This is a genomic window from Lichenicola cladoniae (assembly GCF_013201075.1).
Taxonomy (GTDB): Bacteria; Pseudomonadota; Alphaproteobacteria; order Acetobacterales; family Acetobacteraceae; genus Lichenicola; species Lichenicola cladoniae.
This window is the reverse complement of record NZ_CP053708.1, coordinates 1073137-1088792: the sequence shown is the minus strand read 5'-3', so window position 1 is coordinate 1088792 and position 15656 is coordinate 1073137. Positions and strand designations below refer to the sequence as shown.

20 protein-coding genes are annotated in these 15656 nt (G+C 68.0%); 12 read left to right on the top strand and 8 right to left on the bottom strand.

Translation table 11 applies throughout. The features are described 5' to 3' along the window. Positions 1 to 88 precede the first annotated feature (88 nt). Positions 89 to 442, bottom strand: coding sequence for a helix-turn-helix domain-containing protein (locus HN018_RS04955; protein WP_171834470.1), 354 nt, complete (start codon positions 440 to 442; stop codon positions 89 to 91). Positions 443 to 648: 206 nt separating this feature from the next. Between HN018_RS04955 and HN018_RS04950 the strand changes: the two genes are divergently transcribed. Beyond that, complete coding sequence (locus HN018_RS04950) at positions 649 to 1017, top strand: hypothetical protein (RefSeq protein WP_171834469.1); 369 nt, start codon at positions 649 to 651, stop codon at positions 1015 to 1017. Here the strand turns inward: HN018_RS04950 and HN018_RS04945 are convergent. Continuing rightward, on the bottom strand, positions 1014 to 1460 hold the full coding sequence (locus HN018_RS04945; protein WP_171834468.1) for an EVE domain-containing protein: 447 nt from the start codon (positions 1458 to 1460) through the stop codon (positions 1014 to 1016). The genes HN018_RS04950 and HN018_RS04945 overlap by 4 nt on opposite strands. A 31-nt stretch (positions 1461 to 1491) precedes the next feature. Beyond that, positions 1492 to 1785, bottom strand: a complete 294-nt coding sequence (locus tag HN018_RS04940) for a YciI family protein (RefSeq protein WP_171834467.1) — start codon at positions 1783 to 1785, stop codon at positions 1492 to 1494. Between the two features lie 233 nt (positions 1786 to 2018). Here HN018_RS04940 and ccmC point away from each other — a divergent pair, with 233 nt between their 5' ends. The 9 genes from ccmC to HN018_RS04895 all read left to right on the top strand — a co-directional run bounded on the left by ccmC (position 2019) and on the right by HN018_RS04895 (position 8946). Next, the gene (ccmC, locus tag HN018_RS04935) at positions 2019 to 2738 is read left to right on the top strand and encodes a heme ABC transporter permease CcmC (RefSeq protein WP_239479251.1); all 720 of its coding nucleotides are present in this window, start codon (positions 2019 to 2021) and stop codon (positions 2736 to 2738) included. After that, complete coding sequence (ccmD, locus tag HN018_RS04930; RefSeq protein WP_171834465.1) at positions 2735 to 2878, top strand: heme exporter protein CcmD; 144 nt, start codon at positions 2735 to 2737, stop codon at positions 2876 to 2878. The genes ccmC and ccmD overlap by 4 nt, the downstream gene beginning before the upstream one ends. Further along, positions 2875 to 3384, top strand: a complete 510-nt coding sequence (gene ccmE, locus HN018_RS04925) for a cytochrome c maturation protein CcmE (RefSeq protein ID WP_171834464.1) — start codon at positions 2875 to 2877, stop codon at positions 3382 to 3384. Before ccmD ends, ccmE begins: the two co-directional genes overlap by 4 nt. 55 nt (positions 3385 to 3439) lie before the next feature. Beyond that, a complete protein-coding gene (locus tag HN018_RS04920; RefSeq protein ID WP_171834951.1) occupies positions 3440 to 5437 on the top strand; it encodes a heme lyase CcmF/NrfE family subunit in 1998 nt (665 codons plus the stop codon). Next, a complete protein-coding gene (locus HN018_RS04915) occupies positions 5434 to 6006 on the top strand; it encodes a thioredoxin domain-containing protein (RefSeq protein ID WP_171834463.1) in 573 nt (190 codons plus the stop codon). Before HN018_RS04920 ends, HN018_RS04915 begins: the two co-directional genes overlap by 4 nt. Beyond that, positions 6003 to 6464: a cytochrome c-type biogenesis protein gene (locus tag HN018_RS04910; protein WP_171834462.1), complete on the top strand. Its 462-nt coding sequence runs from the start codon at positions 6003 to 6005 to the stop codon at positions 6462 to 6464. The genes HN018_RS04915 and HN018_RS04910 overlap by 4 nt, the downstream gene beginning before the upstream one ends. 4 nt (positions 6465 to 6468) lie before the next feature. Continuing rightward, the gene (gene ccmI, locus HN018_RS04905; RefSeq protein ID WP_171834461.1) at positions 6469 to 7212 is read left to right on the top strand and encodes a c-type cytochrome biogenesis protein CcmI; all 744 of its coding nucleotides are present in this window, start codon (positions 6469 to 6471) and stop codon (positions 7210 to 7212) included. Between the two features lie 47 nt (positions 7213 to 7259). Beyond that, positions 7260 to 7421 carry a DUF1674 domain-containing protein gene (locus HN018_RS04900; protein WP_171834460.1) on the top strand — a complete coding sequence of 54 codons (162 nt, stop codon included), beginning with the start codon at positions 7260 to 7262 and terminating at the stop codon, positions 7419 to 7421. Positions 7422 to 7629: 208 nt separating this feature from the next. Continuing rightward, a complete protein-coding gene (locus tag HN018_RS04895) occupies positions 7630 to 8946 on the top strand; it encodes an APC family permease (RefSeq protein WP_171834459.1) in 1317 nt (438 codons plus the stop codon). Positions 8947 to 8961: 15 nt separating this feature from the next. On the opposite strand, the gene HN018_RS04890 is transcribed toward HN018_RS04895, so the two are convergent. The 4 genes from HN018_RS04890 to aroA all read right to left on the bottom strand — a co-directional run bounded on the left by HN018_RS04890 (position 8962) and on the right by aroA (position 13778). Then, positions 8962 to 9480 carry a hypothetical protein gene (locus HN018_RS04890; protein ID WP_171834458.1) on the bottom strand — a complete coding sequence of 173 codons (519 nt, stop codon included), beginning with the start codon at positions 9478 to 9480 and terminating at the stop codon, positions 8962 to 8964. A 340-nt stretch (positions 9481 to 9820) separates the two neighbouring features. Then, the gene (gene rpsA / locus HN018_RS04885; protein WP_171834457.1) at positions 9821 to 11545 is read right to left on the bottom strand and encodes a 30S ribosomal protein S1; all 1725 of its coding nucleotides are present in this window, start codon (positions 11543 to 11545) and stop codon (positions 9821 to 9823) included. A gap of 206 nt (positions 11546 to 11751) precedes the next feature. Continuing rightward, positions 11752 to 12423 (bottom strand): (d)CMP kinase, encoded by a 672-nt coding sequence (locus HN018_RS04880; protein WP_171834456.1) that lies wholly within the window; start codon positions 12421 to 12423, stop codon positions 11752 to 11754. Further along, positions 12420 to 13778, bottom strand: a complete 1359-nt coding sequence (gene aroA / locus HN018_RS04875) for a 3-phosphoshikimate 1-carboxyvinyltransferase (RefSeq protein WP_171834950.1) — start codon at positions 13776 to 13778, stop codon at positions 12420 to 12422. Before aroA ends, HN018_RS04880 begins: the two co-directional genes overlap by 4 nt. Before the next feature lie 213 nt (positions 13779 to 13991). On the opposite strand from aroA, the gene HN018_RS04870 reads away from it, so the two are divergent. Beyond that, the gene (locus HN018_RS04870) at positions 13992 to 14336 is read left to right on the top strand and encodes a TIGR02300 family protein (protein ID WP_171834455.1); all 345 of its coding nucleotides are present in this window, start codon (positions 13992 to 13994) and stop codon (positions 14334 to 14336) included. Positions 14337 to 14392: 56 nt separating this feature from the next. Then, positions 14393 to 15058, top strand: a complete 666-nt coding sequence (locus HN018_RS04865; RefSeq protein ID WP_171834454.1) for a hypothetical protein — start codon at positions 14393 to 14395, stop codon at positions 15056 to 15058. A 9-nt stretch (positions 15059 to 15067) separates the two neighbouring features. Here HN018_RS04865 and HN018_RS04860 read toward each other — a convergent pair whose 3' ends face one another. Next, positions 15068 to 15595 carry a ferritin-like domain-containing protein gene (locus tag HN018_RS04860; protein ID WP_171834453.1) on the bottom strand — a complete coding sequence of 176 codons (528 nt, stop codon included), beginning with the start codon at positions 15593 to 15595 and terminating at the stop codon, positions 15068 to 15070. Positions 15596 to 15656 lie beyond the last annotated feature (61 nt).

Below are 15656 nucleotides of genomic sequence, written 5' to 3'. Positions count from 1 at the left end.
GCAACGCGCCGACAGGACCAGAGGCTGCACGCATCAGCAAGCCGATTTGGCCCGGATTGCCGCGTGACGCGATCGTGCCCGGATCGGCTCAGTCGATCCTGGTCGACGCCGCGATCTTGCTGGCCACCTGCATCAGCACGGCGCGATCTTCCTCGTTGCAAGTTCGATACAGATGGATCAGGGCGAGTTCGTGCGGGGTCAATACGGTGTCGGTCGCGGTCGTGTCCCAGCCGTCGTTGAGCGTGTTAACCGACACGCCGAGCACGTCCGCCAGACGCCGCAACATGCCGGTGCTGTGGCCGGCCCTGTCGCTCTCCCACTGAGCGACGGCACTCCTGGACACGCCGGTCGAGTTCGCCAGCCGATCCTGGGTCAACCCCCGTGCACGGCGCAGTGCACGTATCCTTGCACCCAGCGTCAGGGATGGCTTGTCATGCTGCATATCTACCCCCAGATGCTGGAAATGAGCCGAATTGGTTACGCTTGCGTCAAGATGTGTCGGGACGGGTGGCGGAACGAAGGACCGTGGATCACAAGCGCTACAATGATCCGCCTCGCGGAAAAGTGATAGCTTTGCCACGACCGTCTGCGTTCACCGGCAGTCTAAATGATCAATCCCGCCTCGTTCGTAACAAAAAGGACCAAGCCATGCGTATTTCCAGAATGAGCCGTGCATTGCTCGGAAGTGCCAGCCTGGTCGCATGCATCGGTCTGGTATCGACACTGGCTGTCGCGCAGCCTCGCCAACCGGCATCGACCTCGAGTGCCGCGGCATCGCAGCAGTCGAATGGCGTTGTCCTCGACCAGCAGGGACCGGGCATTCCTCCGGCCGACGCGCAACAGACGCCGCGCAATACCAACCACCGCGAGCTATTCCGGGTGCTCGGACTGTCCGCCCAGGTCTCGGCTCCGGTGACACCCGCCTATAACGGCGATGCCACCTACACGACGTTCGCCGGTCAGCCCGGCAACGGCCAGAACGCGATCCTGGCACAGAGCATGAACGGCTCGCCCTAGGCTTTTCCTCGCCGCCCAGGCCGCTGCTTTTCGTCGTGCCAGCCGCCGAGTTCGCACAGGCGCTGCCAGTGCGCCTTGGAGACCGGGACGACTGACAACCGGGACTGGCGCACCAGCGCCAGATCCTCGAATTCAGGATCGGCCTTGACGGCGGCAAGCGTGACGGCGGTGGGCATCGGGCCGATCGCCTTCACGTCGACGCAGACCCAGGCCTCGGTATCGGCGGTCGGATCCGGATAGGCCTCGCGCACCACCTCGACGACCCCGACGATCTCCTTGCCGGTGTTCGAGTGATAGAAGAACGCCCGGTCGCCCACCTTCATCGCCTGCAGGTTCTTTTTCGCCTGGTGGCTGCGAATGCCGGTCCAGGGTTCGACGTCGTTCTCCACCTGCTGCTCCCATGAGAACGACTCGGGCTCGGATTTCATCAGCCAGTAGTTCATCGAACGCACCCCGGTTGCCGGTCGGCGAAGATCATTCGGCAAGCGCGCCGTCGCGGAAGACCGCGCGATACCCCCTGATCACCACGCTCTCGAAGAGATTGACGTCGGCATACGGATCGCTCGCCGCGAAGCCCTCGGCGGCCGCGCGGTCCTCGACATCGATGATCAGGAGGCTGCCGCATGCCCGGCCGGCAAGGTCGAGCATCGGGCCGGCATGCACGATCCGGTCGACATAGGTCGAGAGATAACGCAGGTGCGCCTCGCGGGCGGCGAGCCTCGTATCGAGGCTGTTGGGGCGGTCGGAGCAGATGATGGCGAACAGCATGTCGTGTTCCTCGCAGGCTGGAGGCCGGATTGGTATGGCGGGCACTTCGGCATGTTAGTGTAGGACTGTTGATCGGAACGGGACAGCCGGAGGCTGTTCCCGATCGAATGGCGGTCGTGGTCGATCGCCGGCAATCAGGGATCCGTCGCCGCTTGCAAGCCACCCACCTCGTCGCCTCCGACCAGCCCGGCTCCAGACAGCCCGTTCCGCGACCAGGCGGCTTCGGCGCGTGGCTGCATCGTTTCGCCAATCCGGGCCGTTTCCTTCGGCTCGGACGCTGGCTGCAGCCGGTGCTGACCTGGCCGGCGATCGTATTGACCGCTGTCGGGCTGGCCTGGGGCCTGTTCCTGTCGCCCGCCGACTGGCAGCAGGGCGATGCGGTGCGGATCATGTACGTCCATGTCCCTGCGGCCTGGCTCGGCTCACTGGGCTACATGGCGCTTGCCGTATGCGGGTTGCTGTCGCTGGTCTGGCGACATCCGCTGGCGGATCTCGCCGCTGCCGAGATCGGGCCGGTCGGTGCGTGCGTCACCGGCCTCTGCCTGGTATCCGGCTCGCTCTGGGGCCGGCCGATGTGGGGGGCCTGGTGGGTCTGGGATGCGCGCCTGACCTCGGTGCTGGTGCTGTTCTTTCTCTATCTCGGCCATGTCGCGCTGATCCGGGCGTTCGACGATCCGAGGCGCGGTGCGCGGGCCGCCGCGATCCTCGCACTCGCCGGCGCGGTCGACCTGCCGATCATCAAGTTCAGCGTGCAGTGGTGGAACACCCTGCACCAGCCGGACAGCATCACCCTGACCGGCGCGCCGACCATGTCGCTCAGCATGCTGTGGCCGCTGCTGGTCTGCACGATCGGCTTCAGCCTGGGGTTCGCCGCCATCGTGCTGGCACGGTTGCGCGCGGCGGTCATGGAAGCCCGCACCCGGTCGCTGCTGCTGAGCGGTGCCGCGCCATGACGCACCTGCCCTATGTTGCCGGAGCTTACGGCGTCACCCTCGCGATGGGGCTGTACCTGTCGATCTCGGCGTCGCTCCGGCTCAGGCGCGCCCGTCGCCGGCTGGATGCGGTGGACGCGCGCCGACGACCCATTCCATGACCCGCAAGTCGCGCAGGCTGTGGCTGGTGGGCGGCTGCGTGCTGGGGTTCGGTTCGGCGACGGCGCTGACACTGCAGGCCTTCAGCGCCAACATCGTGTTCTTCATGGCGCCGTCGCAGATCCTGGCCAAGCCGCCGCTCCCCGGACGCACCATCCGGCTCGGCGGGATGGTGGTGGCCGGATCGCTGCACCAGCAGCACCAGGCGGGACACGAGCCGACCGAGCAGTTCGCCGTCACCGACGGGCAGGAGGCGGTGCATGTCAGCTACGTCGGCATCCTGCCGGACCTGTTCCGCGAGGGTCAGAGTGTCGTGGCGCTGGGCGAGATGCAGCCGGACGGCAGCTTCCGCGCCGCCGAGGTGCTGGCCAAGCACGACGAGACCTACATGCCGAAGGACGTCGCCGCCGCCTTGCGAAAGTCCGGACGCTGGGACCCGAGGTTCGGACCACCGCCCTCGGCTGCGAGCTGGAACACCATGACCACCAACGCCCCGCATCCGAGCTGAAGCCCTCGATGCGGCGCCCTGGATGGGGATGCACAACCCGATGATCCTGAGCACCCTGCTGAGCCCGGAGCTGGGCCGCTTCGCCCTGGCGCTGGCCTGCAGCCTGGCGGTCGCGCAGTTCGTCCTGCCGCTGACCGGTGCGTGGCGACGCGATCCGAGGCTGATGGCGACGGCGCCGGCCCTGGCGTTCGGGCAGCTCGCCTGCCTGGCGCTGTCGTTCGTGTGCCTCGCCGCGGCGGCGATCGGCGACGATTTCTCGGTCGCCAACATCGCCGAGAACAGCGCCATCGCCAAGCCGCTGCTCTACAAGATCACCGGGATCTGGGGGAACCATGAGGGCTCGATCCTGCTCTGGTCGCTGATCCTCGCACTCTGCGGCGGCGCGGTCGCCTGGTTCGGGCGGACGCTTCCCTCGACCCTGCAGGCACGCGTGCTCGGGGTGCTCGGCGGCACCGCCGCCGGCTTCGAGCTGTTCTGCCTGTTCACCTCGAACCCGTTCGACCGGGTCTGGCCGGCGCCGGTCGACGGGCACGGCATGAACCCGCTGCTGCAGGATCCCGGCCTCGCCTTCCATCCGCCGATTCTCTACGCCGGCTATGTCGGGTTCGCGGTGCCGTTCGCCTTCGCCGTCGCCGCCCTGATGGAAGGCCGCGTCGATGCCGCATGGGGCCGCTGGGTCAGGCCCTGGGCGGTCGCTGCCTGGTGCTTCCTGACCTGCGGCATCGCGCTCGGGTCCTGGTGGTCGTACTACGTGCTCGGCTGGGGCGGCTACTGGTTCTGGGATCCGGTCGAGAACGCCTCGCTGCTGCCGTGGCTCACCGGCACCGCGCTGGTGCATTCGGCGATCGTGGTCGAGAAGCGCGAGGCGCTGAAGGTCTGGACCGTGCTGCTGGCGATCGGCACCTTCTCGCTGTCGCTGTCCGGCACCTTCCTGGTGCGCTCGGGCATCCTCAACTCGGTGCACTCGTTCGCCAACGACCCGACCCGCGGGGTGTTCATCCTCGGGCTGCTGGCGCTGGTGATCGGCAGCGCGCTGCTGCTGTTCGCGATCCGCGCGCCGAAACTCAGCGCCGGCGGCACCTTCGCGCCGTTGTCGCGCGAGGGCGCGCTGGTGATGAACAACATCCTGCTGTGCGCGATCTGCGCGGTGGTGCTGACCGGAACCATGTATCCGCCGTTCGCCAGCCTGTTGTTCGGCAGCGCGATCAGTGTCGGCAAGCCGTTCTTCGATGCCACCGCCGCCCCGATGGCGCTGCCGTTGCTGGCCGCGATGGCGATCGGCCCGATGCTGCCGTGGAAGCGCGCGCAACTGGCGCCGGTGCTTGCCCGCCTGTGGTGGGCGGGGCTGCTGGCCGGCATCGTCGGGCTGGCCGCGGCACGCGGGTTGAAAGGGGTTCTCCCGATCGTCGCGTTCGTGCTCGGCGTGTGGGTGATCGCCGCGAGTGCCGCCAGCCTGCTGCAGCGGATCGGCCACCGGCGGGGGACGGCGTTCCGGGACAGCCTGCACCGCGCGCGCATGCTGCCGCGCGCGGTGTTCGGCGCGGCCCTGGCGCATGCCGGTGCCGGGGTGACGGTGATCGGCCTCGCCGCGATGTCCGATGCGAGCCATGCCATCGTCGCGGTGCACACCGGCGACAGCGTGCAGCTTGCCGGCTATCGCTGGACCCTGACCGGCCTGGCCGATGCCGCGGGTCCGAACTACCGCGCCCGGGTCGCCACCATCGAGGTCCGTCGCCACGACCATCTGGTGACGGTGCTGCACCCGTCGCGGCGCGACTTCGCCAGCCAGAACCAGACCACCAGCGAGGTGGCGATCCATACCAACGGCATGGCCGACCTCTATGCCGTGCTCGGCGACGAGCATGATAGCGGCCCCGGCAAGGACAACGAGCACACCGCCATCCTGCGGCTGCACTATAATCCGCTGGCACCCTGGATGTGGCTCGGCGCGCTGATCATGGCGATCGGCGGCGCCCTGTCGCTCAGCGACCGCCGGGTGCGGGTCGGTGCACCGAGGCGTGCCCGCAACGCCGTCGCGGTCCCGGCCGAATGATGCCGCCCGGATCGCTCCTGTCGCGGCGGCGGGTGCTGACGATCGCGCCGCTGGCCGGAGCCGCTGCCGTCGGTGTCGGGTTCTGGGCGATGCTGGCCGGGATGGGCCGCGGCTCGTTCGATCCGCACGACATCCATGCCCCGGCGCTGAACCGGCAGGTGCCGCCGTTCGCCCTGCCCGACCAGGCGCCGGGCCATGGGTTCTCGAGCGCCGACCTCGGCGCCGCGACCGCTCCGTTGCTGGTCAACTTCTTCGCCTCGTGGTGCATCCCCTGCGTCATCGAGGCCCCGCTCCTGATCAGCCTGAAGGGTCGGCTGCCGGTATGGGGCATCGCCTACAAGGACCGGCCGGACGATGCCGCCGGGTTCGTGACGCGAACCGGGTCGCCCTACGCGAGACTGGCAGCGGACCGGCCCGGGCTTACGGCGATCGACTGGGGCGTCTCGGGCGTGCCCGAGAGCTTCCTGATCCGGCCGGGCGGCACGATCGCCTGGCACACGGCCGGGCCGCTGACCCAGGAGATCATCGACCGGCAAGTGCTGCCCCTGGCGGCGGAGCTCAGGCGGTGAGACGTCTCCTCCTCGCGCTGCTGCCGGCGGTGTTGCTGGCAACGATCCTCGTGGGGCCCGCCCTGGCGGTGAGCGACCCGGCCGAAATGCTGAAGAACCCACGGCAGGAAGCGCGCGCCGAGGCGATCGGCTCGCAGCTTCGGTGCCTGGTCTGTCAGAACGAGAGCATCGAGGATAGCGGCGCCGACCTCGCCCGCGACCTGCGCCACGTGGTCCGGGTACATGTCGCGGCGGGCGACAGCAACCGCCAGATCATGGACTGGATGGTAGTCCGCTACGGCGATTTCATCCGGCTGCGGCCCCGGCTGACCTGGGTCACGCTCCTGCTCTGGGCCTCGGCACCGCTGGCACTTGTGGCCGGGCTGGTCGCCGCCTGGCTCGGCATGCGACGGCGGGCGCTGCCGCCGGCCCCGCTGGAAGCAGCCGAACGCATCCGCATTGCCGAGCTGTTGCGGTGACACGGTGACCGGTCAGGCGACCCTTTGGATCGAGATCCTGCTGCTCTGCCTGCTGGTGCTGGTGCCGGCGGGCCGCGCCGCGATCATGGCCGCGCGAGGTAAATCGATCCCGCGAACCCGGCGCGAGCCGGCACTGGCGCTGCACCGCGCGCAGCTTCGCGAGCTCGAGCGCGACCGGGACGGCGGCCTGATCGCGCCGTCCGAGCATGACGGAGCTAGGCTGGAGGTCGAGCGCCGCCTGCTCCGTGCCGCCGCTACGCCCGACGCGCCGCTGCCCGTATTGGGCCGGAACCGGAGCTGGCTGGTCCTGGCGATCATCCCGCCGGTGGCACTGCTGCTCTATCTGTCCGGCGGACGGCCGGACCTGCCCGCGCAACCGATCGGCCAGCGCATGGCACAGGCGGAAACAAGCGAGCAGGAAGACGCCAGCCTGATCGACACGCTGCGGCAGGGACTGGCGAAGATGAACCCGGCTGCTCCGCAGGCGCGCCAGGGATACATCCTGCTCGGCCAGGCGGAAGCGTCCCGCGGCAACTGGGGCGCGGCGGCGGCGGCCTGGCGGGTGGCGATCGCGCATGGTTTCGATCCGACCGTGGCGATGCAGGCGGCAGAGGCGCAAAGCCGGGCCGATGGCGCGGTCGGGCCGGAAACGGCTGCCCTGTTCCGGCGCGCACTCGATGCGGCACCGGCAGATGCACCCTGGCGGCAGCTTGCGGAACAACGGCTGGCCCAATCCGAGCACCATTAGGCTGCAGGAGCCTCGCAGCGCCGGACCGCAATGCCCATGTAAAATCCATGAGCAACGAACCCGAGACCCAGCCCGACCCGTCCGTCCCCTCCACGATCGCGCCAGAAGCCGAGAAGAAGCCGGCAGAGCCGGAAATCGGTGGTCCGAAGGGGCTCGAGCCGACGCGCTACGGCGACTGGACGGTCAAGGGTCGTTGCATCGACTTCTGAGGCAGCCTCTACCCGTGCCATGACCGTTGGGGGCGGGTCTGACTATCTACAGCCAGTTTCTACCGCTCTTCGGTGAAGCCCTCGAATAGCGACCGGTGCTTCCGCTCCTGACGCGAGCTTGATGGGCTCGGATCGCTCATCCGACGGCTGTCCCGACGTTTGTTGCGGGCAGCGACCACGCTGTCTCAACAGGCGGGCTTCAGCGACGATGGCCGATGCGACCACTCCCGACATGCATAGGCTCAAGCCGAGCCTGACACTGCCGATGGCGTTCTGCCTGTCGCTGAAACAGGTCATCGGCGGTGGCGTGATCGTCCTGACCGGGACCGCGATCGGGCTCGCCGGCGCCGGTGCCGCGCCGGCCTACCTGCTTGCCTGCATCGTGGTGCTGCTGGTCAGTCTTCCCTATGCAGTGCTCGGCGCGGCCCGGCCGATGTCGGGCAGCCTGTATCGGTGGCCTAGCCGGTTCATCGGCGCTCCGGCCGGTTTCATCGCCTTCTGGATGGTGCTGAGCACCCATGTCGGGCTGGCCGCGTATGCGGTCACGTTCGGGACGACGCTGCATATGCTGGTGCCGGTCGTATCGGCGAGGCTTGGCGGGCTTGCGGCACTGGGATCGGTGCTGGCGCTGAACCTGCTCGGGACCGGGGTGTCGGCGCGGGCAGGCATCGTCATCACCGCCGCCGTCGTGCTGTCGCTGCTGTGGCTCGCCGTGGCCGGCGCACCGCATGTCGAGCCGGCGCGGCTGGCGGACCTGCTGCCGCATGGATGGCATGGCCTGCTGTCGGCGGCGGCGTTGCTGACGTTCCCGATCAGCGGCGCGACGCTGGTGTCGGAACTGTCGGGGGAAATGCGCCGGCCCGGGCGCGATATCCCGGTCGCCATCCTCGGCGCGACGGTGTGCGCAGCCCTGCTCTACGTGTGTGTGACGCTGGTTGCCGCGGGCGTGCCCTCACCCGGCGCGGGCGGGCGGTCGCTGACCGCGGTGGCGGCGTCGGTGATGCGACCACTGCCGCTGGTGCTGTTCGAACTCGGCGCCGGCATCGTCAGCATGCTGGGGATCATGAACGCGCACATGCTGTGGGGAAGCCGGAGCATCCTGATGGCGGCCCAGGACGGTTGGCTGCCGCATGCGTTCGGGAAGACCACCGCGAAGGGCGTGCCGGCATGGCCGCTTCTGCTGCTCGGGGCGATCGGAGCCGTTCCGCTGATGGCAGGACTGGACGTCGCCAGCATCATCCGGGTCAGCGGACTGGGAGCCAGCATATCCGCGATCCTGTCGATCGCCTGCGCGCCGCTGAATGCGCGGGCCGATCCGGCTGCCTACCGGGCTTCTCCCCTGGCATTGCCGATCGGCATGCTGCTGCTCGCCTCGGTGCTGGCAGTCGCCTCGCAGGGTGTCACGATCGCGCTGCTGCTGCGCGACCTGAACCTGCGGCTGATCCTGTGGTGGGGGCTATGGCTGACCATCGGTGGCGCGATCATCGCCATGCGGCTGAAACACGTCCGGATCGTCGACGACTGAACTGCCCGCCTGGGATCAGGCCTTGCTGCGGGCCTCGCGTGGCGTCCAGTCCACGACCGTACGACGGAAGGCGGGCGGCTTCGGCTGGCACGAGATGAAATACAGCCCGACTACGTAGACGAAATTGGCCAGCGCATTGAAGCGTAGGGCCATCTCGAGCATCGGCGGCGCGCGCATCATGATCCACAGGCTGTAGATCGCGAACGGGATCGAGAGCGGGCGGAGACCCTGCAGCATGAACCGCAGGGGATTGGCGTGACCCGGCTTCACCAGCGGCCGCATCCGCGAGATCGAGACGTAGAAGAACGCCGCGAACAGCCAGGTCAGCACGTTCCAGGTCGCGTTGCCGAAGCCCATCCGCCCGGTCGCCACCATCGCGACCAGCGAAGCCGCATCCAGCACCACCGCGCCGAGCTGCATGCTCATGCCGATATCGAAGCCGGACGGCTTTTCCGGCAGCCGGTCGACCGCCGGCTGGAAGATCCGGTCCAGCAGCCAGCCGTCGAACTGGTTAACCTTGTCGGCCAAACTCATAAGCAGGTGCTTCCGGCAGTTCTGTCAGGAGGGAACCAGACGATGCTCAGCGGTTCCGGCCTTCGAAATCGGCAAGCACGTCGTCCGGCAGGGGTGAGTCCAAGTCGGCTGGAACGCGTAACCGACCTGCCAGCAGGCCGAGCACACGCTTGTCGGCAACCGATCCGAAACAGGCAGGATCGTTTGTCGAAATAGTCACTGGCGACACCGCTCCGCTCCCATCAGGTCGATCCATCCAAATTAGGTGATCCGACGGCCGAATACCAAGAAGGGCGACACCATTGCTGGTGCCGCCCTCCCTGTTCGTCATGTTCCCGTTGCCGGGAGCAGTTCGAGCTGGTTATTCCGGCGTCTGGGCGCTGCGACGACGGATCGCGGCACTCAGGATGTCGCCGAGCGACGCGCCGCTATCGGACGAGCCGTACTCGTTGATCGCCTGCTTGTCCTCTTCGACCTCGCGACCCTTGATGGTCAGCGAGAGCTTGCGGGACGCGCGATCGACCGACACCACCTTGGCATCGACCTTCTCGCCGACCGCGAAGCGCTCCGGACGCTGGTCGCCCTTGTCGCGGGCGAGCTCCGCGCGGCGGATGAAGCCGGTCAGGACCTCGTCGACCTTCACTTCGATGCCGTTCGCCTGCACGGCGGTCACAACGCAGGTCACGACCATGCCCTTATTGACGCGGGACAGGGTGTCCGCGGCGGGATCGTCATGCAGCTGCTTGATGCCGAGCGAGATGCGCTCCTTCTCGACGTCGACATCGAGCACCTTGGCCTGGATGACCTGGCCCTTCTCGAAGTTCGCCATCGCGGCTTCGCCGGCTTCGTCCCAGGACAGGTCGGACATGTGGACCATGCCGTCGATGTCCGCGGACAGGCCGATGAACAGGCCGAACTCGGTGATGTTGCGGATCTCGCCTTCGACCGTGGTGCCGATCTTGTGCTCCTCGGCGAACACTTCCCACGGATTGCGCTGGACCTGCTTGAGGCCGAGCGAAATACGGCGCTTGGAGCTGTCCACATCGAGCACCATGACGTCGACTTCCTGCGACGTGGCGACGATCTTGCCCGGATGGACGTTCTTCTTGGTCCAGGACATCTCGGACACGTGCACGAGACCCTCGACACCGGCTTCCAGCTCCACGAAGGCGCCGTAATCGGTGATGTTGGTGACGCGGCCGCTGTAGCGGGCACCCGGCGGATACTTCGCGGCGACACCTTCCCAGGGATCGGCCTCGAGCTGCTTCATGCCGAGGCTGATGCGCTGGGTCTCCGAGTTGAAGCGGATGACCTGAACGCGGACGGCCTGGCCGATCTGCAGCGCCTCGGACGGGTGGTTGATGCGCTTCCAGGCGATGTCGGTGACATGCAGAAGCCCGTCGACGCCGCCGAGATCCACGAACGCACCGTAGTCGGTGATGTTCTTGACCACGCCGTCGAGGATCATGCCCTCTTTCAGGCCCTGGATCAGCTCGCTGCGCTGCTCGGCACGGGTCTCTTCAAGAACCGCACGGCGCGAGACGACGATGTTGCCGCGAGCGCGGTCCATCTTGAGGATCTGGAACGGCTGCGGGCTGCCCATCAGCGGACCGACATCGCGCACCGGGCGGATATCGACCTGGGAGCCGGGCAGGAACGCCATGGCACCGCCGAGGTCGACGGTGAAGCCGCCCTTGACGCGGCCGTAGATGGTGCCGTTGACGCGCTGGCTGCCCTCGAATGCCTTCTCGAGATTGGTCCACGCCTCTTCGCGGCGGGCCTTCTCGCGAGACAGCACGATGGAGCCGTCACGGTCCTCGTAACGCTCGACATACAGCTCGATGACGTCGCCCGGCTTGACCTCGTGGTCCATGCCCGGAACGCCGAATTCCTTCAGGGAGACGCGGCCTTCGCTCTTGAGGCCGACATCGACGATCGCGAATTCCTCGGTGAGGCGGATCACCGTGCCGGTGACGACCGAACCGTCGAAGCCGACGTCACGGCCGAGGGTCTCGTCGAGGAGGGACGCGAAATCTTCGCCGCCGAAATGATCGACAGGCGGACGGGCGAGTGTGGCTGATGCCATGTGGCAGAAATTTCCTGCGTCGGAAGCCGGGCGCGACTGGCCCTGCTGACGGTCTTGCGCCCTGCAACCTCGATCGGCGGCAGCACGTCGTGTCCGGGGCCAGAGGCGGGATGCGTCTGTGCCGTTACGGACCGGCTATGACGAGACGAGCCCGTTTCGATGGAGCTACGCCTGCGTCGCGCACAAACACCCGCGCATGCTCCGAGTCAAGAAATCGCTGCGGTCCGGGCGTGTTCGGCGGTGCGCTCGTGCACGATCCGCAGCGCTTCCTGCAGCACGGCCTGCGCATCGAGCTGATCGGTATCGATCTCGACGGCATCGGTTGCCGGCCGCAACGGGGCGACCTCACGGGCGGAATCCGCCTCGTCGCGGGCCTGCAGTTCCGCCTCCACCGCCTCGATCGCGGCGATCCGCACGTTCTCCGACAGGGCGACGTCGCCGCCGATCTGCCGCCAGCGGCGCTCGGCGCGGGCCCGGGTGGATGCGGTGATGAACAGCTTCACCGGCGCATCGGGAAAGATCACCGTGCCGATATCGCGCCCGTCCAGCACCGCGCCGTGGCGGGCGCCGAACCCGCGCTGGAAGTCGAGCAGTGCCGAGCGAACCGCCGGCTGCGAGGCGACCAGGCTGGCGGCGCGGTCCACCTCGGGCGTGCGCAGGTCGGTCCGCTCGAGATCCGCCGGCACCAGCGCCTGCGCGATCGGGCCGGCATCCTCCGATGCGGCGAGCCCGGCATCCAGCATCCGACGCCCGACGGCACGGTAGAGCAGCCCGGTATCGAGGTAGGGAAGCCCCAGCGCCTCGGCGAGGGCACGCGCCAGCGTGCCCTTGCCCGCAGCCGCCGGACCATCGACGGCCACCACCAGCCGCACGGTCAAGCCGGGACATCCACAGGGAGGCAGGCGCCGATCCGGTTCATCAGGGTGGTGAAGCCGGGGAAGCTGGTCTCGATGAAGCTGGTATCGTCGATCGTCACCGGCTTCTCCGCACCCAGGCCGAGCACGACCGCACTCATCGCCAGCCGGTGGTCCATCTGCGTCGCCACCCGGCCACCGCCCGGAACGGAGCGGCCGCCGGTGACGATCATGTCGTCGCCGTCCACCGTCACCTGCACCCCGTTCACGGTGAGCAGCGCCACGGTCGAGGCGAGCCGGTCGCTTTCCTTGACCCTAAGCTCCTCGAGCCCGCGCATCCGGGTCGTGCCGGAGGCGAACGCAGCCGCCACCGCCAGCACGGGATATTCGTCGATCATGCTCGGCGCGCGGTCGGCCGGCACGTCCACGCCGGTCAGCGCACTCGCCGTCACCACCAGGTCCCCGACCGGCTCGCCGCCCTCGACCCGTTGGTTCATGACCTGGATGTCGGCGCCCATCTCGATCAGCGTGGCGATCAGTCCGGTGCGCAGGGGATTGAGCCCGACCGCCTCGAGGGTGATGCACGAGCCGGGCACCAGCAGCGCCGCGACCAACGGGAATGCCGCCGAGGACGGGTCGGACGGCACCGAGACGTCGCGTCCGACCAGGGTCGGACGGCCGGTCAGGCGGATCACCCGCCCCCGGCCATGACCCGCCTGCGTCGGCTCGACGGAAACCTCCGCCCCGAAATGGCGGAGCATGTTCTCGCTATGGTCGCGGGTCGGTGCCGGTTCCTCGACGACCGTCTCGCCGCTGGTGTTGAGGCCGGCCAGCAGGATCGCCGACTTCACCTGCGCCGAGGCCACCGGCAGCCGGTACGACAGCGGTTTCGGCTCGCCCAACCCGGCGATGCAGAGCGGCAGCCGGCCGCCGGCGCGGGCGGTGAACGACGCGCCGGTCAGGCTCAGCGGATCGATCACCCGGCGCATCGGCCGGCCCCTCAGGCTGGCGTCACCGGTCATCACCGAGACGATCGGATGACTGGCCAGGATCCCGGCGAGGAGGCGCGCGGCGGTTCCGGAATTGCCCATGTCGAGCACGTCCTCCGGCTCGGCAAGCTGGCCGATCCCGCGGCCGGAGACACGCCAGCTCTCGTCGGCCTGGCGTGTCACGACCGCACCGAGCGCCCGCATCGCGCTTGCCGTGCGCAGGACGTCCTCGCCCTCCAGCAGGCCGGTAATGCGAGTGTCGCCTTGGGCCAGGCCAGCGAACATCAACGCCCGGTGGCTGATCGACTTGTCGCCCGGCACGCGAATCTTGCCGCCGAGGGGGGTTGCCGCCTGGCGGACGACGAGGGGGCGGGCAAGCGCATGGGGCATGTCTGGCATTGGTCATTCCCTTGATCGATCGACCCGGCGGAAGTCAATGCGCGAGTTGCGGAGGGCACGACCGGAGCGTGAAATCGGTAGCCGATCGGGGCCGGGCGGACCCGGCGCGGGCATTGCCTGCGTCGCCGATTGTTTGACACCGGTGCGGCGAGGTGGCATGGGCCCCGCCCTGCGACGCATCGCCCCTCCAAACACAGGGTCAACATGGCCAAGCCAGAACTCGGCACCAAGCGCGTCTGCGTTTCATGCAGCACGCGCTTCTACGATCTGACCAAGGTACCGGCCGTCTGCCCAAAATGTGGGACCCAACAGCCGCTCGATCAGCCAAGGCAGCGCCGCGCCGGAGGCAACCTGCCGCCGGACGATCGCCGTCCGAAGAAGCCGGCACCGGATCCGGACGACGCGGACACCGAGGCCGAGCCCGCCGAGGCCGAGGATGAAGCCGAGGCCGGCGACGTGGCCGAGGACACCGACGATCTCGACGACGATGCCGACGTGATCGGCACCGACATCGAGGTCGAGACCGACAACGACGAGAACGAGCGCTGACGCACCGGCGCCCGGCGTATCTCCAGAGCCTCGCGGCATTCGCGGTGGTCCTGGGGATGTCGTCGGGTGCTTGGGCTGCGGCGTCCCCCGATCGGCCTGCGTACCCGGCCTGGCCCGACGACCGGTTCCACCGGCTTGCAGCGTTGGCACTGCTCGAGGAACTCCACGTCGCCCTGCTGACCGAGACAAGCGCCACGGCAACGCTCGAGCACTGGTGCGGCACCTACGGCATCGGCGGGATCGTCCGGGGCACGGTCGCGCATGTGACGGCGGAACGCGATCCATCCGTCGGCCATGCCATCGCACCGGTGGACCGTGCGAGACTGGAGGCTGGCCCGGACGATCGGATCGGCTATCGGCATGTCAGGCTGGTCTGCGGCGGACAGGTCCTGTCCGAAGCAGACAACTGGTATGTCGCCGACCGGCTGACCCCTGCGATGAACCATGAGCTCGATACGACCGATATCCCGTTCGGCCATGTCGTGCAGGCGCTCAAATTCAGCCGGACCACAGTGGCGAGCGAGTTGCTCTGGTCACCGCTGCCGGGCGACTGGATCAGCCACGGCGACACGCCCGGAGCGACCGGGCAACCGCTCGATATTCCGCCAGCCCTGATCCGCAACCGCGCACTTCTGCGACGCGGTGACGGCCAGCCGTTCTCGATCGTCGTCGAGACCTATCAACGCGGGCTGCTCGCGTTTCCGCCGCCGCCCGCGAGATAGAGCCTTGGTCTAGATCCCGGCGGTGGCGCCGGCGCGGGTCAGTTCCATGAACCGTGCGGTGGTCGGCACGATCTGCGACTGGATGAACTCACCCATCGACTTCTCTTCGGCCAGCGACTGCTGCAACGGCGCGATCGAGGCCGTGTCGCCGATCTTCTCGGCCATCGAGATCAGGCTGGTGTAGGCAGCGATCTCGAAATGCTCGAACGCGTAGTTCGCGAAGGTGTTCTTCAGGATCTCGTCCGACGCCGGAACGTGCAGCAACGCCGCCATGTTGCCCATCACCGCGGTGACGGTGTTCTTGAGCGAGGACGTGCTGCTGTCGTGCCGGGCAAGGATCGCCTCGAGACGCTTTGCCTGCTCGCGGGACTCGACGAGATGCTGCTGCAGCCGCAGCTTCATTTCCGGGTAGTTCTCGATGCGCTCGATCTGGCGCTCGCACAGCTCGATCGCGCTCATCTCAAGCGCATGCTGGTTGCGCAGGCCGACATGATAGATTTCGTGCACCGTGTCTCCGGTTGATGCGTCACCGTCCATGATTGTTTTCCTTGATTGAAGCTGAAACGCGATGCCGGATGCACCCACGATCGAGGTGCAT

Bases quoted from the DNA above. Each gene is read 5' to 3' on its own strand.
- HN018_RS04940 (WP_171834467.1), bottom strand. From the start codon at position 1,785: ATGCTGTTCGCCATCATCTGCTCCGACCGCCCCAACAGCCTCGATACG.
- HN018_RS04955 (WP_171834470.1), bottom strand. From the start codon at position 442: ATGCAGCATGACAAGCCATCCCTGACGCTGGGTGCAAGGATACGTGCA.
- HN018_RS04870 (WP_171834455.1), top strand. From the start codon at position 13,992: ATGGCCAAGCCAGAACTCGGCACCAAGCGCGTCTGCGTTTCATGCAGC.
- ccmE (WP_171834464.1), top strand. From the start codon at position 2,875: ATGACCCGCAAGTCGCGCAGGCTGTGGCTGGTGGGCGGCTGCGTGCTG.
- HN018_RS04945 (WP_171834468.1), bottom strand. From the start codon at position 1,460: ATGAACTACTGGCTGATGAAATCCGAGCCCGAGTCGTTCTCATGGGAG.
- ccmD (WP_171834465.1), top strand. From the start codon at position 2,735: ATGACGCACCTGCCCTATGTTGCCGGAGCTTACGGCGTCACCCTCGCG.
- aroA (WP_171834950.1), bottom strand. From the start codon at position 13,778: ATGCCCCATGCGCTTGCCCGCCCCCTCGTCGTCCGCCAGGCGGCAACC.
- HN018_RS04900 (WP_171834460.1), top strand. From the start codon at position 7,260: ATGAGCAACGAACCCGAGACCCAGCCCGACCCGTCCGTCCCCTCCACG.
- HN018_RS04890 (WP_171834458.1), bottom strand. From the start codon at position 9,480: ATGAGTTTGGCCGACAAGGTTAACCAGTTCGACGGCTGGCTGCTGGAC.
- HN018_RS04865 (WP_171834454.1), top strand. From the start codon at position 14,393: ATGTCGTCGGGTGCTTGGGCTGCGGCGTCCCCCGATCGGCCTGCGTAC.
- HN018_RS04915 (WP_171834463.1), top strand. From the start codon at position 5,434: ATGATGCCGCCCGGATCGCTCCTGTCGCGGCGGCGGGTGCTGACGATC.
- HN018_RS04860 (WP_171834453.1), bottom strand. From the start codon at position 15,595: ATGGACGGTGACGCATCAACCGGAGACACGGTGCACGAAATCTATCAT.
- rpsA (WP_171834457.1), bottom strand. From the start codon at position 11,545: ATGGCATCAGCCACACTCGCCCGTCCGCCTGTCGATCATTTCGGCGGC.
- HN018_RS04895 (WP_171834459.1), top strand. From the start codon at position 7,630: ATGGCCGATGCGACCACTCCCGACATGCATAGGCTCAAGCCGAGCCTG.
- HN018_RS04950 (WP_171834469.1), top strand. From the start codon at position 649: ATGCGTATTTCCAGAATGAGCCGTGCATTGCTCGGAAGTGCCAGCCTG.